This is a genomic window from Azospirillum lipoferum, from assembly GCF_024170005.1.
GTDB classification, from domain to species: Bacteria; Pseudomonadota; Alphaproteobacteria; order Azospirillales; family Azospirillaceae; genus Azospirillum; species Azospirillum lipoferum.
Genome location: NZ_JALJXJ010000001.1, coordinates 606,239 through 629,410, shown reverse-complemented (window position 1 = coordinate 629,410; position 23,172 = coordinate 606,239). Strand labels below are relative to the sequence as shown.

Annotated in this window: 26 protein-coding genes and 2 tRNA genes; 13 read left to right on the top strand and 15 right to left on the bottom strand. The window is 66.4% G+C overall.

Going from position 1 to position 23,172, the window contains the following annotated elements:
• Positions 1–70 precede the first annotated feature (70 nt).
• The 7 genes from J2848_RS03040 to J2848_RS03010 form a co-directional block, all read right to left on the bottom strand.
• Positions 71–1,447, bottom strand: coding sequence for an ATP-binding protein (locus J2848_RS03040; RefSeq protein WP_149233658.1), 1,377 nt, complete (start codon positions 1,445–1,447; stop codon positions 71–73).
• 762 nt (positions 1,448–2,209) lie between these two features.
• Complete coding sequence (locus J2848_RS03035) at positions 2,210–2,692, bottom strand: MarR family winged helix-turn-helix transcriptional regulator (protein ID WP_246194136.1); 483 nt, start codon at positions 2,690–2,692, stop codon at positions 2,210–2,212.
• A gap of 221 nt (positions 2,693–2,913) precedes the next feature.
• Positions 2,914–3,693, bottom strand: coding sequence for an SDR family oxidoreductase (locus J2848_RS03030; protein WP_149233659.1), 780 nt, complete (start codon positions 3,691–3,693; stop codon positions 2,914–2,916).
• Between the two features lie 22 nt (positions 3,694–3,715).
• Complete coding sequence (locus J2848_RS03025) at positions 3,716–4,438, bottom strand: HdaA/DnaA family protein (RefSeq protein ID WP_149233660.1); 723 nt, start codon at positions 4,436–4,438, stop codon at positions 3,716–3,718.
• 13 nt (positions 4,439–4,451) lie between these two features.
• Positions 4,452–5,519, bottom strand: coding sequence for an AI-2E family transporter (locus J2848_RS03020; protein WP_149233661.1), 1,068 nt, complete (start codon positions 5,517–5,519; stop codon positions 4,452–4,454).
• Entirely contained in the window at positions 5,516–6,076 is a 561-nt protein-coding gene (locus tag J2848_RS03015; RefSeq protein WP_149233662.1) for a CDP-alcohol phosphatidyltransferase family protein, read from the bottom strand. The genes J2848_RS03020 and J2848_RS03015 overlap by 4 nt, the downstream gene beginning before the upstream one ends.
• Positions 6,073–7,437 carry a DUF2066 domain-containing protein gene (locus tag J2848_RS03010; protein WP_170307169.1) on the bottom strand — a complete coding sequence of 455 codons (1,365 nt, stop codon included), beginning with the start codon at positions 7,435–7,437 and terminating at the stop codon, positions 6,073–6,075. Before J2848_RS03010 ends, J2848_RS03015 begins: the two co-directional genes overlap by 4 nt.
• Positions 7,438–7,534: 97 nt before the next feature.
• On the opposite strand from J2848_RS03010, the gene purM reads away from it, so the two are divergent.
• The 3 genes from purM to J2848_RS02995 all read left to right on the top strand — a co-directional run bounded on the left by purM (position 7,535) and on the right by J2848_RS02995 (position 9,541).
• A complete protein-coding gene (purM, locus tag J2848_RS03005) occupies positions 7,535–8,596 on the top strand; it encodes a phosphoribosylformylglycinamidine cyclo-ligase (RefSeq protein WP_149233664.1) in 1,062 nt (353 codons plus the stop codon).
• Positions 8,597–8,617: 21 nt separating this feature from the next.
• Positions 8,618–9,271: a phosphoribosylglycinamide formyltransferase gene (purN, locus tag J2848_RS03000; RefSeq protein ID WP_149233665.1), complete on the top strand. Its 654-nt coding sequence runs from the start codon at positions 8,618–8,620 to the stop codon at positions 9,269–9,271.
• A gap of 126 nt (positions 9,272–9,397) precedes the next feature.
• Positions 9,398–9,541 (top strand): aa3-type cytochrome c oxidase subunit IV, encoded by a 144-nt coding sequence (locus J2848_RS02995; RefSeq protein WP_149233666.1) that lies wholly within the window; start codon positions 9,398–9,400, stop codon positions 9,539–9,541.
• 42 nt (positions 9,542–9,583) lie between these two features.
• On the opposite strand, the gene J2848_RS02990 is transcribed toward J2848_RS02995, so the two are convergent.
• The 6 genes from J2848_RS02990 to J2848_RS02965 all read right to left on the bottom strand — a co-directional run bounded on the left by J2848_RS02990 (position 9,584) and on the right by J2848_RS02965 (position 15,796).
• A complete protein-coding gene (locus tag J2848_RS02990; protein ID WP_211103260.1) occupies positions 9,584–12,232 on the bottom strand; it encodes a valine--tRNA ligase in 2,649 nt (882 codons plus the stop codon).
• A 65-nt stretch (positions 12,233–12,297) separates the two neighbouring features.
• Complete coding sequence (locus J2848_RS02985; protein WP_281288639.1) at positions 12,298–12,960, bottom strand: DUF2497 domain-containing protein; 663 nt, start codon at positions 12,958–12,960, stop codon at positions 12,298–12,300.
• A 126-nt stretch (positions 12,961–13,086) separates the two neighbouring features.
• Complete coding sequence (locus J2848_RS02980) at positions 13,087–14,490, bottom strand: TolC family outer membrane protein (RefSeq protein WP_149233669.1); 1,404 nt, start codon at positions 14,488–14,490, stop codon at positions 13,087–13,089.
• A gap of 2 nt (positions 14,491–14,492) precedes the next feature.
• Complete coding sequence (locus J2848_RS02975; RefSeq protein WP_149233670.1) at positions 14,493–14,819, bottom strand: rhodanese-like domain-containing protein; 327 nt, start codon at positions 14,817–14,819, stop codon at positions 14,493–14,495.
• A 102-nt stretch (positions 14,820–14,921) separates the two neighbouring features.
• Positions 14,922–15,578 carry a protein-L-isoaspartate O-methyltransferase family protein gene (locus tag J2848_RS02970; RefSeq protein ID WP_149233671.1) on the bottom strand — a complete coding sequence of 219 codons (657 nt, stop codon included), beginning with the start codon at positions 15,576–15,578 and terminating at the stop codon, positions 14,922–14,924.
• Complete coding sequence (locus tag J2848_RS02965) at positions 15,575–15,796, bottom strand: hypothetical protein (RefSeq protein ID WP_149233672.1); 222 nt, start codon at positions 15,794–15,796, stop codon at positions 15,575–15,577. Before J2848_RS02965 ends, J2848_RS02970 begins: the two co-directional genes overlap by 4 nt.
• Positions 15,797–15,883: 87 nt before the next feature.
• Between J2848_RS02965 and J2848_RS02960 the strand changes: the two genes are divergently transcribed.
• The 3 genes from J2848_RS02960 (at position 15,884) to J2848_RS02950 (ending at position 16,779) form a co-directional block, all read left to right on the top strand.
• Positions 15,884–15,957 (top strand) — tRNA-Cys (locus J2848_RS02960).
• A 230-nt stretch (positions 15,958–16,187) separates the two neighbouring features.
• Positions 16,188–16,263: transfer RNA gene (locus J2848_RS02955), tRNA-Asn, on the top strand.
• A 264-nt stretch (positions 16,264–16,527) separates the two neighbouring features.
• Positions 16,528–16,779 carry a hypothetical protein gene (locus tag J2848_RS02950; protein ID WP_149233673.1) on the top strand — a complete coding sequence of 84 codons (252 nt, stop codon included), beginning with the start codon at positions 16,528–16,530 and terminating at the stop codon, positions 16,777–16,779.
• Between the two features lie 42 nt (positions 16,780–16,821).
• On the opposite strand, the gene J2848_RS02945 is transcribed toward J2848_RS02950, so the two are convergent.
• Positions 16,822–17,064: a hypothetical protein gene (locus J2848_RS02945; protein WP_149233674.1), complete on the bottom strand. Its 243-nt coding sequence runs from the start codon at positions 17,062–17,064 to the stop codon at positions 16,822–16,824.
• A 71-nt stretch (positions 17,065–17,135) separates the two neighbouring features.
• Entirely contained in the window at positions 17,136–17,315 is a 180-nt protein-coding gene (locus J2848_RS02940) for a hypothetical protein (protein WP_149233675.1), read from the bottom strand.
• A 239-nt stretch (positions 17,316–17,554) separates the two neighbouring features.
• Here J2848_RS02940 and J2848_RS02935 point away from each other — a divergent pair, with 239 nt between their 5' ends.
• The 7 genes from J2848_RS02935 to J2848_RS02905 all read left to right on the top strand — a co-directional run bounded on the left by J2848_RS02935 (position 17,555) and on the right by J2848_RS02905 (position 23,133).
• Positions 17,555–18,583: a S1C family serine protease gene (locus J2848_RS02935; protein ID WP_149233676.1), complete on the top strand. Its 1,029-nt coding sequence runs from the start codon at positions 17,555–17,557 to the stop codon at positions 18,581–18,583.
• 97 nt (positions 18,584–18,680) lie between these two features.
• Positions 18,681–19,292, top strand: coding sequence for an NUDIX domain-containing protein (locus J2848_RS02930; protein ID WP_149233677.1), 612 nt, complete (start codon positions 18,681–18,683; stop codon positions 19,290–19,292).
• Between the two features lie 147 nt (positions 19,293–19,439).
• A complete protein-coding gene (locus tag J2848_RS02925; protein ID WP_149233678.1) occupies positions 19,440–20,441 on the top strand; it encodes a cysteine synthase A in 1,002 nt (333 codons plus the stop codon).
• Between the two features lie 17 nt (positions 20,442–20,458).
• On the top strand, positions 20,459–21,166 hold the full coding sequence (locus J2848_RS02920; RefSeq protein WP_149233679.1) for an alanyl-tRNA editing protein: 708 nt from the start codon (positions 20,459–20,461) through the stop codon (positions 21,164–21,166).
• Between the two features lie 52 nt (positions 21,167–21,218).
• Entirely contained in the window at positions 21,219–22,106 is an 888-nt protein-coding gene (locus tag J2848_RS02915; RefSeq protein WP_149233680.1) for a rhodanese-like domain-containing protein, read from the top strand.
• The gene (locus J2848_RS02910) at positions 22,103–22,540 is read left to right on the top strand and encodes a GNAT family acetyltransferase (protein ID WP_149233681.1); all 438 of its coding nucleotides are present in this window, start codon (positions 22,103–22,105) and stop codon (positions 22,538–22,540) included. The genes J2848_RS02915 and J2848_RS02910 overlap by 4 nt, the downstream gene beginning before the upstream one ends.
• Positions 22,516–23,133 (top strand): GNAT family N-acetyltransferase, encoded by a 618-nt coding sequence (locus J2848_RS02905; RefSeq protein WP_149233682.1) that lies wholly within the window; start codon positions 22,516–22,518, stop codon positions 23,131–23,133. The genes J2848_RS02910 and J2848_RS02905 overlap by 25 nt, the downstream gene beginning before the upstream one ends.
• The last annotated feature ends 39 nt before the right edge of the window (positions 23,134–23,172 follow it).

The following is a 23,172-nucleotide window of genomic DNA, read 5'->3' as shown; positions in this document are numbered from 1 at the left end:
AGCCACCACGAAAGAATGGCCCTCCCCCGTCGCCGGGGAAGGGCCGAAGGACGGCCTGATCGGGGATGGATCAGATCTGGCCGCGCTCGCTCGCCTGACGCATCAGGACGTATTGGCGCATCATCTGGTTGCGGAAGCGGTAGCGCTCCAATCCCGGTTCCACCACCGGGGCCAGGACGCCGCCATGATCCTCCCGCGTCAGGCGTTTCAGCAGGTCGAGCGTCGCGGCGCTTGGCAGCTCGCCGCTGTCGCCCGCCAGATCCTTCGGATCGAAGACGCCATAGGCGTCGGCCGGGCACAGCGCCGCCGCCAGCAGCGCATCCTCCAGCTCGGCCCGCCGGTCGGCGGCCAGCGCGCGGGCATAGCTCTCGACGATGCCGCGCTCGGCCTCCTGCAGGCAGCGGGCGACGGCATAGGCAAGGTCCGGCCGCTCCACCAGCTTGCTGCCGCGGCTGACGGCGCTGCGCGCCGCGTGCAGGCCGAGAAGCTGCGCGTAGTAAGGCAGGCCGCGCACAAACTCGGCGATTCGCCGGACCACGTCGGGGGCGAACTCGATGCCGGCATTCTGCGCACCGGCCTGGATCAGCCGGCCGATCTCCTGATCGGTCATCAGCGGAAGATGCACCGGCACCAGCGAGCGCTGGATCGACGGATGCTTGCCCAGAAGCTGGTCGAGATTCTCGGCGACGCCGACCACCAGCAGGGTGACCGGGATCGAGCTGTCGGTCAGGTTCTTGAACAGCTCCGCCAGCTTGTTGCGGAAATCCTCGTCCAGGACGCGGTCATACTCGTCCAGGATCAACAGGACGTGGGTGGCATGGATGCCCGCCAGCACCTCGTTCAGTTCGGTGACGCTGAAGGTGCCGTCCGGCAGAAGCTCGTTGAAGCTGGCGAAGTTGCGGCGCGCCGCGAACGGGTTGTCGAGCGCGGAGCGGTAATAGGTCGACGGGATTTTCTTCAGGAAGTGCCTGAAGATGTCCTCGAAGCTCAGCTCGCCGCTACAGGTCAGCTTCAGCGACAGGTAGCCGGCCTGCCCGGCGATCTTCTCGATCGCGTTGGCGACGGAGGTCTTTCCACGGCCACGGTCACCGTAGAGGATGACGTGCGCCCGCTCCTCCTCGATCGCCGAGATGATGCGGCGCAGCGTGTCGTTGCGTCCAATGAACAGACCGTTCAACTGCTGCTTCGGCCGCGTCGGCGTGAAGGCTTCGCGGAGGAGACCGTTCAGCTCCGGCGTCAGGCCCTTCAGCATGGCCGGCGCATTCGCGCCGCCATTAGCCCCCATGCCACCGCGGTAGCCGCCGTTGACCGACATGGTGAAACGCGGCAGATCATGATCGCCGTCGGCATCCTGGCCACCCGGCTGCGGGAACATATGGCCGCGCCGGTCACCGGTGGCCTCGTTGTCGATGATGTCGGGCAGCCGCGGAGCCGCCGGTCCACGCATTGCCTCGAATCCGGCCCGCCCACCAATTCCGGCGCCCATGCTGCCATCCACCGGGCGCAGATGACCTCCACCTGGCCGGGCGAATCCCGGCGCATTGGGAAAGCCGCCGGCCCCGACATTGCCCATTCCGGGACCAGCCACGCCCGGTCCGCCCGTGAGTGGGCCAGAGCCAAGTCCGCCGCCGGTGATGCCCGGATTACCCGGACCGGTGCCGCCGGCGGCCGGTATGCGCTCGTCCGCCACGGCGGCCGAACGACGCTTTCGAAAGAAATTCCGCATCCGTCCCAATCCCCACGCGTTGTCGGCGTTCGCGGAACCGGCCCCCTTTCGGCTTCTCGGATGGGCCAGGGACGGCTCCGCGTGTTCCCGATGTAAGCGCTGCGCCGGCCGGGGTGGGCTGGGATTTCGGATATAATACCGACGCGGCGCTCCCCCTTTGGGGACCTCTTTCGAAGGGATACGCGCCGGAACCCTGCTGGCGCTTCCCGGCCGCTCTCAACCGATCAGAATCGGCCCAACCGTGGCCCAGCCATAGAGCACCGCCAGGAAAAAGGCGAGGGTCATGCATTCACGCAGGAAAGCCAAAACCGACATGCCAACCTCCACTGTTCGCGTCTTGTTCCGATAGAGCTATCAGAACGGACGCGGAACAGCAACCAGACAGTTCTGTCTATGTTCCAGTTAAGGGCTCAAGTGTTCCATTCCGGACACAGATCGAACGGACAGGAGGTTGGAAAGTTATGTGTCGAAAGCGGGAAACGGTCAGGCCGGATCGGCGTCGTCATAGCGGATCAGGTCGGTCCATGCGCGTTCCAAGCGGCGCAGGGTGCGGTAGGTGGTTTCGAAATCCGCACCGTCGCTGTCGGTGCGCAGCAGGCTGTCGGCACGCATCGCTTCCAGCTTCTTCAGCGCCTCGCAGGTGGCCAGCCCTTGGTCGGACAGCTTGAGGCGGGCCGCCCGGCGGTCGCGCTGGGACGGGCTGCGGTCGACATAACCGGCCTCCACCAGATGCTTCAAATTGTAGGAGGCGTTGGAGCCCAGGTAATAGCCGCGCTCCAGCAGGTCGCGAACCGACAGTTCCTCGGTGCCGATGTGCAGCAGCATCAGCGCCTGTGTCGGGCTGAGGTCGGTCACGCCGATGCGGGCCAGTTCCATCCGAAGCACGTCAAGGAAGCGCCGGGTGATGCTCTCCATGACGCGGCCAAGGTCGGTGTAGACCGCGGGGGCCGCCACACTCTGCTGCATGCTCATCATTCCTGTGCCAGTGGCTAGCAAAAGCCGTTTTCCGGTCGTCGCGGCACTGCCGCGTAGTCCGACCGGCGGACCGGGGAAGTGGCGCCCAAGCCGATGCTGGAGCCCCCCTTCCCGTTGCCGTTTCTTAATGGCCTGTGACGATGGGCGGATTTTATTGCGAATTGGAGAGACAAACTTGAGACGCGGGGCTTTCCAGTCCCCGGTTCGGCGGTTCACATCGTGCCGGGGAAGGCTCCGCCATCCAAAAGAATGTTCTGGCCGGTCATGAAACCGGATCGGGCGGCACAAAGGAAGGCGCAGGTCGCCCCGAATTCCTCCGGATCGCCGAATCGGCCGGACGGGTTCGTCTTGCGGCGCAGTTCCATCTCTTCATCGATACTGCGCCCGGCGGCCTTGGCCCCGCCTTCCATCGTCTTGCGCAAGCGGTCGGTTTCGAAGGGACCGGGCAGCAGGTTGTTGATGGTGACGTTGTGTTTCACCGTCTGGCGCGACAGTCCGGCGACGAAGCCGGTCAGGCCGGTGCGCGCACCGTTCGACAGGCCGAGAATCGGGATAGGCGCCTTCACCGCGGCCGAGGTGATGTTGACAATGCGACCGAAGCGGCGGGACATCATGCCGTCCACCGTCGCCTTGATCAGGAAGATCGGCGCCAGCATGTTGGCGTCCAGAGCGCGAATCCAGTCTTCGCGATCCCAATCGTGGAAGTCACCCGGCGGCGGACCACCGGCATTGTTGATGAGGATGTCCGGCTCCGGACAGGCGGCCAGCGCCGCGGCCCGCCCCTCCTCCGTCGAAATGTCGCCGGGCGCGATGGTGACCGTGACACCGGTCGCCTTGCGGATCTCCTCGGCGGTCGCCTCCAGTGCCTCGGCGTTGCGGGCGGTCAGGGTGACATGCACACCCTCACTGGCCAGCGCGAAAGCACAGGCGCGGCCCAGCCCCTTGCTGGCGGCGCAGACGATGGCGCGGCGGCCGGCAATGCCCAAATCCATGATCGTCTCTTCCTTTTTGTGTTCAGGGGGTCGTTTTGGAACCGGATCGTTGCGGTTCAGTCCGTTGCAGCTCCGAAAGGACCTCGCGCGCCAGCGGCACGGTGACGCCGCGATGGGCGGCCAGCGATGCATGGTCCAGTGCCGCCACCAGACGGCGGGCGAAATCCAGCGACCGTTCCATCCGCGCCAGCAGATAGGTGATGACCTCCATCCCCGGCCGCAACTGTCGGTCGGCGAACAGCTTCACCAGCACTGCGGCCAGCAGCGCATCGTCCGGCGGCCGGACCTCCACCGCGGGGGCACCCTTGATGCGCGACCGCAGGTCGGGAAGCTTCGTCCGCCAGCGCGACGGCGCCTTGCGCGACAGCAGAAGCAGATGGCCCCGCTGTTCGCGGGCAAGGTTGTAGAGATGGAACAGCGCCTCTTCCCGCTCGGGCTTGCCGGCGACCAGATCGGCATCCTCGACCACCACGGCATTGGCGGGTGCCAACAGCGACGGCACGACACCCGACTCGAGAGCATCTCCGCGCGTCACCACCGCGTGGCTGCGGGCACGCCAGACCTGGGACAGATGGGTCTTGCCGCAGCCGGCCGGGCCGAACAGCGTCAATGCCGGGGCGGGCCAGGACGGCCAGCGATCGAGCCACGCCACGGCGTCGGCGTTGCTGGGCGCCACGAGGAAATCCTCGCATCCCATCGCCGTCCGGTGCCCGAGGTCGAGCGGTATCTGCGCCGGCAAGCTCATGCGGACACACCCATCAGCGTTCCGCGTCGGTGCCGCGGTAGTACGGGCTTGAGAGATACTGTCGCAATGCGAAGCGGGTCAACACACCGATCACCGCTGCCACCGGCACCGCCAGCAGCACGCCGACGAATCCGAACAGGCTGCCGCCGGCCAGCAGCGCGAACATCACCCACACCGCATGGAGCCCGACCTTGTCACCCACCAGCTTTGGTGTCAGGACGTTGCCCTCCACCGCCTGTCCGAACAGGAAGATGCCGACGACGATGGCGACGCGCCAGAACTCGTCGAACTGCAACAGGGCGAGGCCGGTGCTGGCGACGAAGCCGAACAGGGTGCCGACATAGGGGATGAAGGACAGCAAACCGGCCATCAGACCGATCACCAGCCCGAAATCCAGCCCCGCCGCCGACAGCGCCAGCGCATAGAAGACGCCCAGCACGACGCAGACCGTCGCCTGCCCGCGCACGAAGCCGGACAGCGTGACGTTCACCTCGCGGGCCTGTTCGCGCACCGTCTCGGCATGCTGGCGCGGCAGCCACGAATCGACCTTGCCCACCATCAGGTCCCAATCGCGCATCATATAGAAGGCGACGACGGGGGTGATGAACATCAAGGTAACGATGTCGAACAGCGCCAGCCCGCCCGACAGGATGCGGGTGACGATGCGGCCGACCAGCCCCGCCAGCTCGCCGGCATAATTGCCGGCGGCGGCGCGCAGCCGCTCCACATCGTCAGCCGGCAGACGGTGGATGAAGCGATTCAGCGCCGGGATCAGCCTCTCCTTCGCCAGGGTCGCATAGCTCGGCAGCACCTCCAGCAGATGGGAGACCTGCCCCTGCACCAGCGGCAGCAGGAGCAGCGCCATCAGCACCATGACCAGGACGAAACCCAGCAGCACCAGTGTGGTGCCGAGCCAGCGCGGCAGCCCTGCCGCCTCCAGCCGGTCGACCGCCGGGTCGAGCAGATAGGCGATGGCCAGCCCGACCACGAAGGGCAGCAGCATGTCCGCCAGCAGCCACAGCGCCAGGACGAACAGCCCTAGCCCGATCAGCCAGAATCGGAGCTGCTTGGCCGGCGTCACGGAACGCCGCCGAGCCGATTGAACAACAGGGCGCCGCGCCGTGCGTACAGCACGCCGGACAGCACGGTCGTCACCGTACAGGCGTACACCAGCAGGTCGACCAGTTCCCAGCCATGCAGGTGGACGTCCGGCAGGCCGAGAGCCGGTGGGGCCAGCACCGCGGCGGCCAGCGCGATCTGCACCACCGTGTTCACCTTGCTGATGTAGAGCGGCTGCATCGCCAGCGTCTCCTTCAGCGTGAACAGCAGGATGACGCCGCCAATGATCATGATGTCGCGGAACACCACCATCATCGCCAGCCACAGCGGGATCGCGCCGATCCACGCCAAGGCGACGTACACTCCAACGATCAGAGCCTTGTCGGCCAGCGGATCGAGATAGCCACCCAGCACCGTGCGCGCGCGGAACATGCGGGCGATGGCACCGTCCAGCGCATCGGACAGACCGGCGGCGACGAAGAGGGCGAAGGCCCACTCCATCCTGCCGGTCAGGATCATGTACATCGCGGCCGGAACCGCCACGATGCGCAGGAACGTGATGATGTTGGGAACGCTCACGGCGCACTCTTGGCCGGCAGCGTACCCAAATTGCGAGGCGGGGCGCCCATGGTGGCGGTGCTGCCGTCCAGTGGTGCCGACGGCGCCAGTGAGGTGGGGGCGGCCATCGGCGTGGCGGAACCTGGAACGGCACCGGCCGACGCGGTACCCGACCCGCGCGGCAGCAGCGTCAGCTGCCAGTCGGCCGACTGCACCGGCAACGGCGCCCCGGGATACGCGGCAGCAGCAGGGGCGGCCTGCGCGAAGCCCAGATCCTGGCGGGCGAGTGCCTGGGCCAGTTGCTCCGGCGCACCGCGATAGGTCAGGGTGATCAGTGCCTCGCTGCGGCTGATCGACATCAGGTTGGTACGGGCCACCGAATTGACGGCGGACAGGCGCTTGCGCGTCTCCACCCAGTCGTTCACTGCGGTCAGCGGCACGCGGACGAGGGTGTTCTGCTCGGGTCCGGTGGCGGTGGTATGCTCGCGCCGCCACGAGTCGTCCAACTGGGTACCGACCGAGGCGACTGCGCGATTCAGCAGTTCGTCGGCGGTGCCGCCACCCTTCACCTGGACCGTCTGGTTATCGCGCGTGCCGTCCAGGCCGTAGCGGGTGACATCGACCGTCAGGCCGCGCGCCGGATCGGGGCCGTTCGCCGGCAGATCGGTGCGGGCGACGACGACTCCACCGGCCTTGTAGGCCTGGGCAATGCGGGCGAGCGCGTCGGCATTGCCGGCGACCGCATCCTCGCCGCTGATCGCCTGGGCATCGGACAACTCGCCGTCGGGAACCATCAGCGGCACCAGCGAGGCGGCGGGCTGCCGCGCCTCCCACGCCGCACGCCAGGGGGTACGGTCCTGCCACAGGATGGTGCGCCCGTCGGTCTGGGTCACCGGCAGGATGACGAAGGGCCGCGACGGCGGCTCGACATACTGGGCGGCACCGCCGCTCTGGCCCAGCGCGTCGCGCACCGCATTGGGACGGAACCGCACGGTGATGGCGCCGACATAGCGGCTGGCCGATACCTTCTCATCGTCGATCTCGAAGCCCTGAACCAGCTTGGCGATCTCGCCGTCCGACAACCGCGGCGGGTTGCCGCCGCCGGGGACCAAACGACGGTAAAGCTCCGCCCAGGCCTTGGCCTGCGCCTCGCGGATTGCCTGATCACGCACGGTGGTCGGGTTGCTGCCGTTGATATCAACCTTGACGCCGGTCACCGCGAACGCATCCGCGGAGGACGGAGTGGCAGCGGACGGGGCGGACGCGGCGGCCGGCGGCGGGGAACCGGTCTGTGCCCCGGCCGGCCCGGTCATGGTCACGACCAGAGCGGTGGACATGGCAGCAAGACCGGCGAGGAGCGGCGCACGGCGGCGGTGGAGCATTGCAAAGCCTTCCGATTCGAGTATGTTCGGCCCGAGCCCAAGGCCCGGTATATAGCTCAGCCCAAGCGAGGATACCATCAGCACCCAGTCCTATAACATGTCCGACGCCTACAAGCAGGCCGGTGTGGACATCGATGCGGGCAACGCGCTTGTCGAAGCGATCAAGCCGCTTGCCCGCTCCACCGCGCGTTCAGGCTCCGACGCGGGCCTGGGCGGTTTCGGCGCGCTGTTCGATCTGCGCGCTGCCGGCTACCAGGATCCGCTTCTGGTCGCGACGACCGACGGCGTCGGCACCAAGCTGAAGGTGGCGATTCTCGCCAACCGCCACGACACGGTCGGCATCGACCTCGTCGCCATGTGCGTCAACGATCTGGTGGTCCAGGGCGCCGAGCCGCTGCTGTTCCTCGATTACTACGCCACCGGCAAGCTGGACGTGGCCGCCGGCCGCGACATCGTCGCCGGCATCGCCGAAGGCTGCCGTCAGGCCGGCTGCGCGCTGGTCGGCGGCGAGACCGCCGAAATGCCGGGCATGTATTCCGAAGGCGATTACGATCTCGCCGGCTTCTCCGTAGGTGCGGTAGAACGCCAGCACGCCCTGACCGGCTCCGCCGTGCAGGCGGGCGACGTGGTCCTCGGCCTCGCCTCCACCGGCGTGCATTCCAACGGTTATTCGCTGGTCCGCAAGCTGGTGGAGAAGTCAGGCCTCGGCTACGACTCCGCCTGCCCGTGGGATGCGTCGAAGACTCTGGGCGAAGCGCTGCTGACCCCGACCCGCATCTATGTGAAGAGCACGCTGAAGGCGGTGCGCGCCGGCACGGTCCGCGCCATGGCCCATATCACCGGCGGCGGCCTGATCGAGAATATTCCGCGCGTCCTGCCCGATGGGCTGGGTGTCGTGCTCGATGCCTCGACCTGGACCCTGCCCCCCGTCTTCTCCTGGCTGATGAAGACCGGCGGCATCGCTCCGTACGAGATGGCCCGCACCTTCAACGTCGGCCTCGGCATGGTCGTCGTGGTTTCGGCCGACAAGGCTGCCGAGGCAACCGACATCCTGCGCGATGGCGGCGAGACGGTCTTCACCGTCGGCACCGTCACCGCCCTCAGGAACGGCGATGCCCGCGTGACCGTCAACGGCATGGACGCGGCCTGGACCGCGTAAGGGACGCCTAAGGATCGTTTGATGAGCAAGTTGAAGCTCGGCGTCCTGATCTCGGGGCGCGGCAGCAATCTGCAGGCGTTGATCGACGCCTGCGCCGCGCCGGGTTTCCCGGCCGAGATCGCGCTGGTGCTGTCCAACAAGGCCGACGCCTTCGGCCTCGAGCGGGCGGCCAAGGCCGGGATCGCCACCGCGGTGGTCAACCACCGCGACTATCCCGGCGACAAGCCGGCCTTCGAGGCGGCGATGGACGCCGCCCTGCGCGAGGCCGGAGTCGAGCTGGTCTGCCTTGCCGGCTTCATGCGCCTGCTGTCACCCTGGTTCGTCGGGCAGTGGCACAATGCGCTCATCAACATCCACCCGTCCCTGCTGCCCTCCTTCAAGGGGCTGGACACCCATGAGCGGGCACTGGCAACCGGCGTCCGCTTCCATGGCTGCACGGTCCATTATGTGCGTCCGGAGATGGACGAGGGTCCAATCATTGCCCAGGCGGCCGTCCCGGTCCTGCCCGGCGATGACGCCCACAGCCTTGCCGACCGCATCCTGGAGTCGGAGCACAAGCTCTACCCCCACGCCGTCCGCCTGATCGCCGAAGGCCGGGCCCAAGTCGACGGCGATCTGGTGCGGATCGACGGTCCGATTCTGGAATTGGCGGCTATGGTAAACCCGCCGCTTTAGACGCGCCTTCCCTTCCGACCACCCACCCTTCCGGCATCGTTGACGGTTCCGCTCGGAATCTGTTGCGTTTCCACGCGTCCGCGTCAAAATTTGCGGGCAAAAGAAACTGTTGGAGGGTTGATCGATATGGCGGCCGTGAGCCCGAACCCGGTCAGTGAGGAGACCGTCCGCTCCCATCAGGCGACCTGGATCGCCTTCACCAAATTCATGAAGCTCAGCATCGCCGGGGTTATTGCGGTGCTGGTGCTGCTGGCGATCTTTACGCTGTAGGGTTAGGGAGGGGGCAACAGCCGCCCCCTCACCCCCGACGGATCACCCTGCCAGCATCTCCAGCGCCTTCTGCAGCTTGTCGCGAGCCTGGTCGGCGGCCTCGCGGCGGTCGCGCTGTTCCTCAATCACCTCTTCCGGAGCCTTGGCGACAAACTGCTCGTTCGACAGCTTGGCGTCGATCTTCTTGATCTCGCCGGTGAGCTTGTCGATTTCCTTGGACAAGCGCGCCTTCTCCTTGTCGAGATCGACGATGCCTTCCAGCGGCAGAACCAACGTAGTCTCGTCCAGAACGGCCTGGACGCTGCTCTTCGGCACGTCGCCTTGCAGCGGCTCGACACTCGACAGGCGGGCCATCCGCAGGATCAGGTCACGGTGGGTGTCCAACCGCTTCAGGCTGACCGCGTTCGGGTCCTTCAGCTTCAGCTCGATCTGCGCCGCCGGCGGGACGTTCATCTCCGACCGCATCGAGCGAACCGAGGTAATCAGCCGCACCACCCAATCCATCTCGTCGCGCGACGCCGGATCGACAACGTCGGCGGCGAACTCCGGCCACTCTGCCGAAATCAGGCGGTTGGCACGGGCCGGCGACAGCTGCTCCCACAGTTCTTCGGTGATGAAGGGCATCAGCGGATGCAGGATATGCAGGATCTGGTCAAGCACCCAGGCGGTGGTCGCCCGCGTCTCCGCCTTCGCCGCCTCGTCGGTACCAGCCAGGATCGGCTTGGTGAATTCCATGTACCAGTCGCAGAAGGTGCCCCAGGTGAACTGGTAGGCAGCGCCGGCGGCCTCGTTGAACTTGTAGGCGTCGATCGACTCGGCGACCTTCTTCGCCGCATCGGCCAGCGCGCCAACGATCCAGCGGTTGACCGTCTGCGTCAGCCTAACCGGCTTGTAGCCGGCGACCGGCTCGCAGCCATTCATCTGGCAATAGCGGGCGGCGTTCCACAGCTTGGTCGCGAAGTTGCGGTAGCCCTCGACCCGGTTGACCGCCAGCTTGATGTCACGGCCCTGGGCGGCCATCGCCGACAGGGTGAAGCGCAGCGCATCGGTGCCATACTGGTCGATGATCTCCAGCGGGTCGATGACGTTGCCCTTCGACTTCGACATCTTCTGCCCCTTCTCGTCACGGACGAGGGCATGGATGTAGACGGTACGGAAGGGCACATCCTTCATGAAGTGCAGGCCCATCATCATCATCCGGGCAACCCAGAAGAAGATGATGTCGAAGCCAGTGACCAGCACATCGGTCGGGTAGTAACGGTCCAGCTCCGGCGTCTGGTCGGGCCAGCCGAGCGTCGAGAAGGGCCAGAGCGCCGACGAGAACCAAGTGTCGAGCACGTCGGCATCACGCGTCAGTTCGACATCCTTGCCGTAGTGCTTACAGGCGGCGGCGTGCGCCTCCTCCTCGCTTTCCTCGACGAAGAAGATGCCGTCCGGTCCATACCAGGCCGGGATCTGATGGCCCCACCAGATCTGGCGGCTGATGCACCAGGGCTGGATGTTGCGCATCCACTCGAAATAGGTGTTCTCCCACTGCTTGGGCACGAACACGGTCTTGCCCGTCTCCACCGCCTCGATGGCCGGCTTGGCCAGGGTCGCAGCGTCGACATACCACTGGTCGGTCAGCCACGGCTCGATCGCGACGCCGGAGCGGTCGCCGTGCGGGACCATGTGGGTGTGCGGCTCAATCTTCTCCAGAAGCTCCAGCGCTTCCAGCTCGGCGACGATCTTCTTGCGCGCCTCGTAGCGATCCAGCCCGCGATAGGCCTCGGGAACATTGTCGTTCAGCCGGGCATCGCGATCCATGATGTTGATCTGCTCAAGCCCGCAGCGCTTCCCGACCTCGAAATCGTTGAAGTCGTGGGCCGGCGTGATCTTGACAGCACCCGATCCGGTCTCCGGATCGGCATATTCGTCGCCGACGATCGGGATCAGGCGGCCGACCAGCGGCAGGCGGACCATCCTGCCGATCAGGTCCTTGTAGCGCTCGTCCTCCGGATGCACCGCAACGCCGGTGTCGCCCAGCATGGTTTCCGGACGGGTGGTGGCGACCACGATGAAGCGCCCCTCCTCCCCGTCAATCGGATAGCGGAAGTGCCAGAGGTTGCCCTTGATCTCCTTCTGCTCGACCTCGAGATCGGAGATGGCGGTGTGCAGCTTCGGATCCCAGTTGACCAGCCGCTTGTCCTTGTAGATCAGGCCCTGGCGGTGAAGCTCCACGAACACCTTGCGGACGGCGCGGCTCAGCCCCTCGTCCATGGTGAAGCGCTCGCGCGGCCAGTCCGGCGAGGCGCCCAGGCGACGCAGCTGGCGGGTAATCGTGCCACCCGATTCCGCCTTCCATTCCCAAACCTTGTCGATGAAGGCATCGCGGCCGAAATCGTGGCGCGTCTTGCCGTCCTTCGCCAGATTGCGCTCCACCACCATCTGGGTGGCGATGCCGGCATGGTCGGTGCCGGGCTGCCACAGGGCGTCGCGGCCGCGCATCCGGTTGTAACGGGTCAGCACGTCCTGGATGGTGAAGGTCAGCGCATGGCCCATGTGCAGGCTGCCGGTTACGTTCGGCGGCGGCATCATGATGGTGTAGGGCTTGCCGTTCCCCTGCGGCTGAGCGGCGAAGGCGCCCGACTCTTCCCACAGGCGGTAGTGCTTCTCCTCGACCTCGGCGGGCCGGTACGTCTTTTCCAACATCACCACGAACTTTCGCTAGAAACGTCTCAACCAGGGCTCAAAAGGCGGGGCTCAAATAGGTAGGATCAGAACTTCTGCGACCGCCGGATCATCCGGTCGATCTCCTGCTGGACCAGCCGCTCGACCACCGTCGGCAGATTCTCGTCCAGCCATTCCTTCAACAGCGGCTTCAGCAGTTCGCGCACCACCTCTTCCACCGTTCGGATGCCGATGGGCATTGGACCGATGGACAAGTCGTCGCCCAGTTCGCGCGCCAGATGGGTCAGATGGTGCGAAGCATCCTCCGCCGTCCGGCGTGAGATCAGCCCGTCATCGGGATCGACCGCACGGCGGCGCGGGCGCGGTGGAGGCGGCGGCTCATCATCCTCGAAATCGTCGAAGGCCGGCATCGGCCGCCGGGCAGCGGGGCGCGGCGGCGGCATCGGTTCGGGCTCCGGCTCATCCCAGCGGGGCGGCGGAGGCGGAGGGGGCGGGGACGGCTCCGGAAAAGACGGTTCCTCCGGCCAGGGGTCGGGCTGGCCAAAATCGGGCCGCTCGTCCGGTTCATCCTCCACCATCTGGGTCAGTTCCAGAACGTCGTCATCCTCCTCCACCATCGGGGGTGGAGGGGGTGGCGGAGGGGGCGGCGGAGGTGGAGGCGGAGGCGGAGGTGGCGCCTGGGTTTCCGACTTGGCCGGCTCGCCGTCCTCGGAAATGATCCGCCGGATGGAGGCGAGGATTTCCTCCATCGAAGGTTCTTGCTGGCCCTTATCGCTCATCTTGGCAACCCGAGACGTCAACCTGCCCCAAACCTAGGGCAGGGCTGGCAAAAAAGCCATAATGCAAAAACGGCCCGCTTTCGCGGGCCGTTTCGTTCATTCGGTCACCGAAGTTCCGAACCACTTGCCCCGCGTCTTGTCGTAATTCGCTTGCGGGTCGTATTTCTGGACCGGCAGATTGAGCCGGTCGGCCGTCAACTGTCCGCTGGCCGACAGAACATTGAAGGCCGCGACCATTTCGTCGTGCTGGGCACGAACGAGGAAGACGCGGGCGTTCAGCAGTTCCTGTTCCTGGTTCAGCACGTCGAGCACGGTGCGCGAGCCGACCTGGGCTTCCTGACGGACGCCTTCCAGAGCGATCTGCGCCGCCTTGATCTGCGCCGTGTAGGACTCGATGCTGGCACGGGCGGTCTGCAGCGCCTGCCAGGCGCTGACCGCCGATTCGGTCACCTGACGGCGGGACTCCTCGATCTGCAGGCGGGCCTGGTTGGCCGTCTGCTTGGCTTCGCGGACCAGGGCTTCCGGCTGGCCAGCCTGATAGAGCGGGATGGTCACCTGGGCGGTGATCTGCGCACTGTCGCTCCGGTTTAGCTCGACACCGGAGGAACGGCCGGGATCATAGGTGCGGGTGCCGCTGGCAGACAGGTTCACCGACGGCAGCAGGCGGCCGTACTGCTGATCGACCGCCTCGCGCTGCGCCGCCTCGGTGTAGGAGGCGGAGAGGACGTTCGGGTTGTTGGCACGGGCCAGCTCGACCAGCTCGTCCAGGTTCTTCGGCAGGCGGAAGGCCGGCTTCGGCGCCTTCAGTTCACCGGGAGCGGCGCCGACCAGACGCTCATAAGTCGCGCGGGAGGCGCGCAGCGTGCCTTCGGCCGAGATCTTGGAAGCGATGGCGGCCGACAGACGCGACTCGGACTGGCTGACGTCGGTGCGGGTGTATTCGCCGACGCGGAAGCGGTCACGGGCAGCGTCCAGCTGGCGGCGCAGCACCTGCTCGTTGTTGGTCTGGAGCTGCAGGATGGCCTGGTTCTGGACGATGTCCAGATAGGCCTGGGCCGCGGCCAGCAGGACCGACTGTTCCGACGCGATCAGGGTGGCGCGCTGCGCTTCGACCAACCGCTCGGCGCGGCGGACAGCCGGGGCGACGGTGGCGTCGTAAATCGGCTGGGTGGCGGTGACGCCGACGCTTTTGGGATTGCTTTCGGACCCCGTCGAGCCGCCGTCGAACTTGCTCTCGCCCGTCGAGCGGGAGATGCCGGCAGTCACGCGGGCCGTCGGACGGTAGCCGGACAGCGCCTGGGGCACGCCTTCGTCGACGGCGCGCAGGCGGGCGCGCTGGGCGCCGATGGTCGGGTTGTTGGCATAGGCCTGGGCGAGGGCCTGTTCAAGCGACTGGGCCTGGGCCGTAGCACCGCCGGTCACTGCTGTGCCCATCGTGGCGGTCAGGGTCAGGGCCGTCGCCAGCAGCCAGCGGCGCGCAAAACGGCTTCGCACGGTCATGTTCAGTAGACCTTCATGTTCGGGTCGATTCGGCGCGCCCAGGCATCGACACCGCCATCCAGGTTGATGGCGCGGTCGAAGCCCTTGGAACGCAGCCACATGGTGACCTGCGCGCTGCGGCCACCGTGATGACACACGACGACGACATCGCGGTCCTTCGGCAATTCGCCCACCCGACCGGGAAGCCCGTTCATCGGGATGTGCAGGCTGCCGTCGATGGCGCACAGCGCGAACTCCCACGGTTCGCGCACGTCGAGGACGACCGGTTCGTCGCCGGCCTTGCGGCGGCGGTCCAGCTCTTCCACCTCGATCTCAAACGGTGCGGCCATGGGTGCTCACTTTCGTGCAAGGGCGAAGGCGACGGTAGCGCAGAACCGCGCAGAGGTAAACTGCACGGTTCAGTTCAAGACCTGTCAGACCGGTGAATCCGGTCAGAACACGAAGGACGCCTTCTTCTCGAAGCCCGGCAGTGCGTGCGGCTGGGCCTCGAACAGGATACGGCTCGACACCACGCCGGCGGTGCGCTGGAACAAGCGGACCTCGCCGACGCTGCCCTTGCCCTGGACGATGGCGACCAGACGCCCACCTTCCGCCAGTTGGTCGACCAGCGAAGCCGGCACCTCCGGAACGGTACCTTCGACGACGATGACATCGTAAGGGGCGTTTTGGACGTACCCCTCCGCCAGCTGACCAGTGACGGCCTTGGCGTTGGCGATCCCCTGCCCTGCCAGCGCCGCGGTCGCGGCGGCGGTGAGTGCTTCGTCACAATCCACGCCGACCACCGAAGAGGCGAGCCGGGCCAGCACCGCGGTGGAGTAGCCGCCGGCGGCGCCGACGTCGAGCACGCGGTCGGTCTCCTGAACGGCGGCGGCCTGGAGCATGCGGGCGAAGACCATCGGTTCCAGCAGGAAACGGCCCTTGCCGATGGGGAGATCGTCGTCGACATAAGCGACGCCGCGCGCCGACGGAGGAACGAAGGCTTCGCGCGGAAGCTCCGACAGGACATCGACGAGACGGTGATCGGTCACCTTGTTGGGGCGGATCTGTCCCTCGACCATGAAATAGCGTGCGGCGGCGAAATCGGTCATGGCGGTCGCTTATTGATGTGTTGTGACGACACCGGCACCAAGCCGAACAGCGAACGGCTTCCTGCCATGGCGGTATATAGCCGCAAAGGCTTGGCGAACACAACGTCACGAGCGATGTGTGCGTGGGCTTTGCCGAAGGCCGGGAAAATGGTCGGCGGCGGTGCGAAGGCCAAGCAGTCCGGACCGGCCGGTCGGAGATGTTCAAAAATCGTCACCATTCGCCTTGACCGCTCCGTTCCGGGCCGCTATACCACCGCTCCACACCGAGGGCGCACCGGAAACGGCGCGCCGGTGCCGGTCAGGATGGCGCGGTGGCAGAGTGGTGATGCAGCGGACTGCAAATCCGTGTACGTGGGTTCGATTCCCGCCCGTGCCTCCATACCTGACGACATTATAAAAGTTGACCAACCGGTCTGAACGCAGCCCCGCCCCCGGCGGGGTTTTTTCGTTTGAGCTTTGTTTTTATTGGTAAAATGCCTCTTCGCCCACCCTGCCCTACCTGCCGAAGGAAAATTCATTTTCCTGTCGGAATTGGCTTGGCAGGGTCGAATGGTTCGGCTATACACCCGCCACGCCAACAACGGCGGCGGCCGAAAGGTCAGTCACCGATCCCGGTTAGCTCAGTTGGTAGAGCAGCGGACTGTTAATCCGCTTGTCGCTGGTTCGAGTCCAGCACCGGGAGCCAGATCGAAAAGACCGGATGCCAAGCGCATCCGGTCTTTTCTTCTTTCAGCCCTATTGCTGCTTGACTGTGGCGCTTAAGTAACCGAATTCGGTTTAAAGCAGTTGGGCTAGGACTGACGGTCGCCCGTCGCAGCATGAACTAGTCCCAAAAGACGATCCTGACTTGCCGGAAGCGAAATGCCGCGCGCGTCTGCGCGGGGTTAGACTTGATGAAATTCCGGGCCCTAGTCTTGGGCCGGGCGTCTCCAGCCGATGGAGGATCGCCGTGCTTCTGCCGTTCCAGTCCGAACATCTTCGCACCGCCCCACCGGTCAACAGCGCCGGTCATCGCTCCAGCGAACCCGAGGACCATCCGGTCCGGACGGTGGATTGCGTCACCGCGGCCTTGCTGTTCCTGGCGGCGGTGATGATCGCCCTGCTGGCCTTCAGTACCGACTGGACCGGGCCCGTCGCCGACCGCAGGCCGCAGGCCTACGAGAACACGCCGGTTCTGGTGATCCCGCCCCACCCGCGGTAAGGCACCAAGGGGGCCGGGGTAAGGCGCCGGTGGCGGGACGCCCTACTCCACCAGATCATCGTAGATGGTTTCGTCGGAATCCGATGGATCGCCGCCCACCGCGGCGACCGCCACCCGTTTCCATTCACCGCACCAGTCGGTGGACAGGGTGATCGGGAAGTCGCCTTCGGGGCTGCGCGGAGTCACCACCGGCGGATAACGCCGGCAGGTTCCCTTCGGTCCGCGCTGGCGGAGGCCCTGCCCCTCCCAGAAGCGGCAGGTATAGCAGGTGTCGAGTCGCTTCATCGCGGACCGGTCTCCTTCTGATGGCCGTCTTTACGATGGTCAGTCGCCCGGCCCCGCTCGCCACCCTCCGCTCAGCCGGTAGAGGGCGGCTTGGCCGGCCGCATCGTGTTGGCGCATCTGGCGTAATACGCCTTGATGTCCGCGTCCAGAACGCTGCGGCGGCGTCCCTCCTCCGATCCCTCCGGCGCGTCGCGCAGGCGTTGGAACTCCTGGACGGCCTGTTCCAGCTCCCGTTCGCTCTCAATGGGCATGCTGTCTCCTTTCCCCTTGGATTTCAGGTTGGATTTCGGGACACGGACAAGACAACAGCGGCCGTCGCCGGTATGTTTCCGATGCTACCGTCGCGCTTGCGGTCGGTGACTACGTGATGACGGCTTGATGAGCCGCGACTCGAGCGCAATGTCATGCTTGTGTCACCCGAGTCGCGACGGACAGGGCCGCGCGGCCCCGGGGGTGCTCTTGGCCCTGCCCTGCGCGGGAGTGCGGCGTCATGCGGGTCGTCTCTACACCGGTCGTGCCGCGTCTGGCCGCCGCCATCCTTCTGCTGATCGGCCTGCATCTGGCCGTGCCCGGCGCCGTTTCCACCAGTGCGGCGGAGCCGGCACAACTGGATCCGGAGCGCGTCGTCCGCTCCATCGTCGGCATCAGCGCCACCGTGCCGGCCGACAGCCAGAGCGCCCGGACGCTGGGCACCGACCGCGAGGGCAGCGGCGTCGTCATCGACGGCTCGGGCCTGATCCTGACCATCGGCTATACGGTGATGGAGGCTTCGCAGATTCAGGTCACCACCTCTGAAGGGCGCAGCTATCCCGCCAACATGGTCGCCTACGACCCCGTCAGCGGCTTCGGACTGCTTCGAGCGGAAATGGGGTTTTCAGCCCCCTGGCTGCGGCTGGCCAATTCCGACGCGGTGAAGGAGGGCGATACTCTGCTGGCGCTCAGCGGCGGCGACAATCGCGGGGCCGCCGCCGTGAAAGTGGTCGGCAAGCGGGAGTTTGCCGGCTATTGGGAATATCTGCTGGACGAGGCGCTGTTCACCTTCCCGCCGATCCGCGCTTTCAACGGTGCGGCCCTGGTCAACCGCGAAGGCCGGCTGGTCGGAATCGGATCGCTGCTGGTGGCGGAGGCCGTGGAGGGCCGCAGCCTGCCCGGCAACATGTTCGTTCCGGTTTCGGCGCTGGAGCCCATCCTGGCCGACCTTCTCGCCTACGGCCGGCGGCAGGAACCGGCCCGGCCATGGCTGGGCGTCACGCTGCGCGAGGAGATGGGGCGGCTGCTGGTGGAAAAGGTGTCGCCGCGCAGCCCAGCCGAGTCGGCCGGCCTCCGCCAAGGCGACTGGATCGTCGGCGTCGGCGGACAGCGTTTCAGCGGACTGGCTGATTTTTACCGCAAGCTCTGGGGCCTGGGTCCGGCCGGCGTCGTCGTTCCGCTCGAGGTGATGCGCGGTTCCACCTTGACCCCGGTCCCGGTGACCTCGGCCGACCGCGTGCGGTTCCTGCGGCTGAACCCGACGCTGTGACCCTTACCTCGGATTTGGTTGTCTTCCCGGGCGCTTGTGGACGGCGCGCCGGCGTAGCACCCTGTGAAAAACAGCCATCCATGGAACCGCACCGACCATGAACCATCCCGATATCGAGATTCTCGACAAGAAGACCCCCTACAAGGGCTTTCTGACCATCGACGTCTATCGCCTGCGCCACAAGAAGTTCGACGGCACCTGGACCGACGTGCTGCCCCCGCGCGAGGTGTGCGACCGCGGCGCCGCTGTGGGCGTGCTGCTGTACGACCCCGATCTCGACACCGTCGTGATGATCGAGCAGTTCCGTGTCGGCTCCGCCGCGGCCGGCGGCCCGGCCTGGATGACCGAGATCGTCGCCGGCATGGTCGGCGAGGGCGAAACGCCGGAAGAGGTGGCACGGCGCGAATCGATGGAGGAGGCCGGCTGCGCCATCCAGGAGATCGAGCAGATCTGCGACTATTACGTCAGCCCGGGCGCCTTCACCGAGATGGTCACCGTCTTCTGCGGCAGGGTCGACAGCAGAAACCTCGCCGCCACCGGCGGGCTGGAGGAAGAGCATGAGGACATCCGCATCATGGCGCTGCCGGCCGACGAGGCGATCCGCATGATGGACGAGAACCGCCTGCGCAACTCCGTCGCCATCATCGCCATCGGCTGGCTGGCCCGTCACCGCGAGGCTCTGCGCAAGCGCTGGCTGGGGCAGGGGTAAGGTGTGGTCGGGGCAATCGCCCCTAACCCTCAAATTCCACATTCACTACACGTTCAATGCAGCATTCCACACCCCCACCTTGAAACCAGCCCTCCCTGCCCTGATAGTATCGGCAGCAATCCACACCTGACTTTGGGAGTACCCGCCTTGGACATCCGCAACGGCTTCATCGGCGCCATCGGCAACACGCCGCTGATTCGCCTGGAAGGGCCATCGAAGGCGACTGGCTGCGAGATCCTGGGCAAGGCGGAGTTCCTGAACCCCGGCGGATCGGTCAAGGACCGGGCGGCGCTCGCCATCGTGCGTGACGCCGAAAAGCGTGGGCTGCTGCGTCCCGGCGGCACCATCGTCGAAGGCACGGCCGGAAATACCGGCATCGGGCTGGCGCTGGTCGGCAACGCGCTGGGCTATCGCACCGTCATCGTGATGCCGGAAACGCAGAGCCAGGAAAAGAAGGACATGCTGCGCCTGATCGGCGCCGACCTGCGGCTGGTCCCGGCGGTTCCCTATTCCAACCCCGACAATTACGTCCGCTATTCCGGCCGTCTGGCCGAGGAGATGGCGAAAACCGAACCCAACGGTGTCGTGTGGGCCAACCAGTTCGACAACACGGCGAACCGCGAAGGCCACCGCACCACCACCGGCCCGGAGATCTGGGAGCAGACCGGCGGCAAGCTCGACGCCTTCACCTGTGCGGTGGGCAGCGGCGGCACGCTGGCCGGCATCGCGCTGGCCCTGAAGGAGCGGAACCCGAACATCCGCATCACTCTGGCCGACCCGATGGGCGCCGCCCTGTTCAGCTACTACACCAAGGGTGAGCTGAAGTCGGAAGGCAGTTCCATCACCGAAGGCATCGGCCAGGGCCGCGTCACGGCCAACCTGGAAGACGCCCCGATCGACGATGCGCTGCAAATCCCGGACGAAGAGGCGCTGCCGATCATCTTCGACCTGATCAAAACCCAGGGTCTGGTACTGGGCGGATCGAGCGGCATCAACATCGCCGCGGCGATGCGGGTGGCGCGCGACCTCGGTCCCGGCCACACGGTGGTGACCATCCTGTGCGACGGAGGGCAGCGTTACCAATCGAAGCTCTTCAATCCTGACTTCCTCCGTGAGAAGAATCTTCCGGTGCCAGACTGGCTGGCCTGATTCTTCCTGAGGGGGATATGGACGCGCTTTTCCGCGAGGACGCCTACGCCCGCAATTGCGTCGCCACCGTCACGGCGGTGGACGAGCGCGGCATCCGGCTCGACCGCACCGTCTTCTACCCGACCGGCGGCGGCCAGCCGGGCGACAGCGGGGTCCTGCGCTTCGACGGGTTCGAAGTCCGCATCAAGGACACGGTGAAAGGCGACGGCGGCCCCGACGACGTCATCCATGTGCCCGACGACGGGCAGGAACTGCCCAGCCCCGGCACCGCGGTTGAGGCGGAGATCGACTGGGACCGCCGCTACCGCCACATGCGCATGCACACCGCCCTGCATCTGCTGTGCGCGGTGGTGCCGGGGTCGGTCACCGGCGGCCAGATCGGCGCCGACAAGAGCAGGCTGGACTTCAATGTCCCGGCCGAGTCCCTCGATAAGGACGCCATCACCGAGGCGGTGAACCGGCTGATCGCCGCCGATACGCCCATCGGCACCCGGTGGATCACCGACGACGAGATGGCGGCACAGCCGGAACTGGTTCGCACCATGTCGGTAAAGCCGCCGACCGGCAGCGGCCGGGTCCGCCTGCTGAATGTCGAGGGCGTCGATCTGCAGCCCTGCGGCGGCACCCATGTCGCCCGCACCGGCGAGATCGGCGGAATCGAGGTGACGAAGATCGAAAACAAGGGCAAGCAGAACCGGCGCGTCGTCATCGCGCTAAAGGACTGAACCCCTTTCACCGATCCGTTCCCGACAGCCCCTCATTCCAAGGACGCGCAGCATGAGCGACAGCATTGTTGAAGCGCTGACCGGCCCCGTCGTCTCCACCGACTGGCTGGCCCGCAATCTCGGCCGGCCGGGGTTGAAGATTCTCGACGGGTCCTGGCATATGCCGGCCCTGAAGCGAGACATTCGGGCGGAGTTCGCAGCCTGTCACATTCCCGGCGCCCGCCTGTGCGACGTCGACGAGGTGGCGGCACCAAACACCGCTCCCCTACCCCACATGGCCCCGGACGAGGCCACCTTCGCCGCCAAGATCGGCGCGCTGGGTATTGCCGACGGCGATACCGTGGTGGTCTATGACAGTGCCGGAATGGCGACCGCGGCGGCGCGCGTCTGGTGGCTGTTCCGGCTGTTCGGCTTCGACCGGGTGGCGGTTCTGGACGGCGGCCTGCCGAAATGGCTGGCGGAAGGACGCCCGACCGAATCGGGTCAAGCCGCCCCGGTCCAGCCCACGACTTTCACCGCACGCAAGCGGCCAGAGCTGATCCGTAGCGCCGATCAGGTGCTCGCCAACATCGAGGTCTGCGCCGATCAGGTGACCGACGCCCGCGCCCAACCACGTTTCGAAGGTGCGGTTGCGGAGCCCTGGCCCGGCCGGCGCAGCGGCCGCATTCCCGGCAGCTTCAACCTGCCCCACACCGACCTGATCGACGCGGAAGCCAAGACCCTGCTGCCTCCTGACGTTATCGTGCAGAAAGCCCAGGCCGCCGGGCTGGACCTCGACCAGCCGATGGTGGCGTCCTGCGGCAGCGGCATCACCGCCTGTGTCATCGCGCTGGGCCTCGCCACCGCCGGCAAGCCGGACGTGGCGATCTATGACGGGTCCTGGGCCGAATGGGGGCTGCGCGAAGATCTGCCTATGGAAACCGGGCCTCGGCAACCATGACCGCGGCCGTCACCATCCGGCCCTGCACGGCGGAAGACTGCGACGCCGTCGTTGCGCTGTGGACCGCCTGCGGGCTGGTGGTGCCGTGGAACAACCCGGCCGCCGATTTCACGCTGGCATTGTCGAAGAGCAGTTCGACAGTGCTGGCCGCCATTGACGATGGCGGGCGAATCGTCGGCACCGCCATGGTCGGGCAGGACGGGCACCGTGGCTGGATCTATTACGTCGCCGTCGACCCGGCATTGCAGGGCCAGGGCCTCGGCCGCCGGATGGTGGCGGAGGCCGAAGGCTGGCTGACGGCGGCTGGCATGCCGAAGGTCCAGCTGCTCGTCCGTGAGACCAACCAACGGGTGCTGGCCTTCTATGAAAGGTTGGGCTATGCCAGATCGCCCGTCACGATGATGCAGAAATGGCTGACCAACCCTTCTCCCTGATCCGCCCGCCCCTGTCCGCCGCCAGCCGGCCGGGCCATCTTCCGGTGATCGTCACCTATCTGGAGATGACCGCCCCACCGGCCCATGCGCCTGTGCGCCAGCCATCCGGCAACCTTTCGCTGGTGCGGGCCAACCCGCCGAGCTGGTCCTTCTACCGCTATCTTTACGACACGGTGGGCGAGCCCTGGCTGTGGCACGAACGCCGCCGCATGCCGCGCAAGGAGCTGGAGCGCTCAATCCTCGACCCGCGGGTAGAGGTCTGGGTGCTGTATGTCGATGGCACGCCGGCCGGCTTTGGCGAGTTGGACCGGCGGGCTCAGGAGACCGACCTCGCCTATTTCGGGCTGATTCCCGACTTCATCGGCCACAAGCTTGGTCCCTGGCTGCTCGACACCATCATCCGCAAGGCCTGGGAGGGCGGCGCCTCGAAACTGGTCGTCAACACCTGCACCTTCGACCATCCGAAGGCGCTGCCGCTCTATCAGAGCATGGGCTTCGTCCCCACCCGCCACGTCGCCCGCGAGGTCCGCGACCCGCGTCTGGACGGCGTACTGCCCCGCAACGCAGGGGACCATATCCCGCTGGCGGGGTAATGACCGGGAGCGTCACCGACCGGCACCTCCCCCTTGACC

Coding starts and splice junctions, on each gene's coding strand:
- J2848_RS02965 (WP_149233672.1), bottom strand. CDS start 15,796: ATGGTGACGATTTTTGAACATCTCCGACCGGCCGGTCCGGACTGCTTG.
- J2848_RS02975 (WP_149233670.1), bottom strand. CDS start 14,819: ATGGCCGCACCGTTTGAGATCGAGGTGGAAGAGCTGGACCGCCGCCGC.
- J2848_RS02930 (WP_149233677.1), top strand. CDS start 18,681: ATGAACCATCCCGATATCGAGATTCTCGACAAGAAGACCCCCTACAAG.
- J2848_RS02945 (WP_149233674.1), bottom strand. CDS start 17,064: ATGAAGCGACTCGACACCTGCTATACCTGCCGCTTCTGGGAGGGGCAG.
- J2848_RS02995 (WP_149233666.1), top strand. CDS start 9,398: ATGGCGGCCGTGAGCCCGAACCCGGTCAGTGAGGAGACCGTCCGCTCC.
- J2848_RS03010 (WP_170307169.1), bottom strand. CDS start 7,437: ATGCTCCACCGCCGCCGTGCGCCGCTCCTCGCCGGTCTTGCTGCCATG.
- J2848_RS03040 (WP_149233658.1), bottom strand. CDS start 1,447: ATGCGTGGACCGGCGGCTCCGCGGCTGCCCGACATCATCGACAACGAG.
- J2848_RS02905 (WP_149233682.1), top strand. CDS start 22,516: ATGGCTGACCAACCCTTCTCCCTGATCCGCCCGCCCCTGTCCGCCGCC.
- purN (WP_149233665.1), top strand. CDS start 8,618: ATGAGCAAGTTGAAGCTCGGCGTCCTGATCTCGGGGCGCGGCAGCAAT.
- J2848_RS03030 (WP_149233659.1), bottom strand. CDS start 3,693: ATGGATTTGGGCATTGCCGGCCGCCGCGCCATCGTCTGCGCCGCCAGC.
- J2848_RS02940 (WP_149233675.1), bottom strand. CDS start 17,315: ATGCCCATTGAGAGCGAACGGGAGCTGGAACAGGCCGTCCAGGAGTTC.
- J2848_RS02915 (WP_149233680.1), top strand. CDS start 21,219: ATGAGCGACAGCATTGTTGAAGCGCTGACCGGCCCCGTCGTCTCCACC.
- J2848_RS02990 (WP_211103260.1), bottom strand. CDS start 12,232: ATGTTGGAAAAGACGTACCGGCCCGCCGAGGTCGAGGAGAAGCACTAC.
- J2848_RS02910 (WP_149233681.1), top strand. CDS start 22,103: ATGACCGCGGCCGTCACCATCCGGCCCTGCACGGCGGAAGACTGCGAC.
- J2848_RS03025 (WP_149233660.1), bottom strand. CDS start 4,438: ATGAGCTTGCCGGCGCAGATACCGCTCGACCTCGGGCACCGGACGGCG.
- J2848_RS02920 (WP_149233679.1), top strand. CDS start 20,459: ATGGACGCGCTTTTCCGCGAGGACGCCTACGCCCGCAATTGCGTCGCC.
- J2848_RS02935 (WP_149233676.1), top strand. CDS start 17,555: ATGCGGGTCGTCTCTACACCGGTCGTGCCGCGTCTGGCCGCCGCCATC.
- J2848_RS02985 (WP_281288639.1), bottom strand. CDS start 12,960: ATGGAGGAAATCCTCGCCTCCATCCGGCGGATCATTTCCGAGGACGGC.
- purM (WP_149233664.1), top strand. CDS start 7,535: ATGTCCGACGCCTACAAGCAGGCCGGTGTGGACATCGATGCGGGCAAC.
- J2848_RS03035 (WP_246194136.1), bottom strand. CDS start 2,692: ATGCAGCAGAGTGTGGCGGCCCCCGCGGTCTACACCGACCTTGGCCGC.
- J2848_RS02980 (WP_149233669.1), bottom strand. CDS start 14,490: ATGACCGTGCGAAGCCGTTTTGCGCGCCGCTGGCTGCTGGCGACGGCC.
- J2848_RS02970 (WP_149233671.1), bottom strand. CDS start 15,578: ATGACCGATTTCGCCGCCGCACGCTATTTCATGGTCGAGGGACAGATC.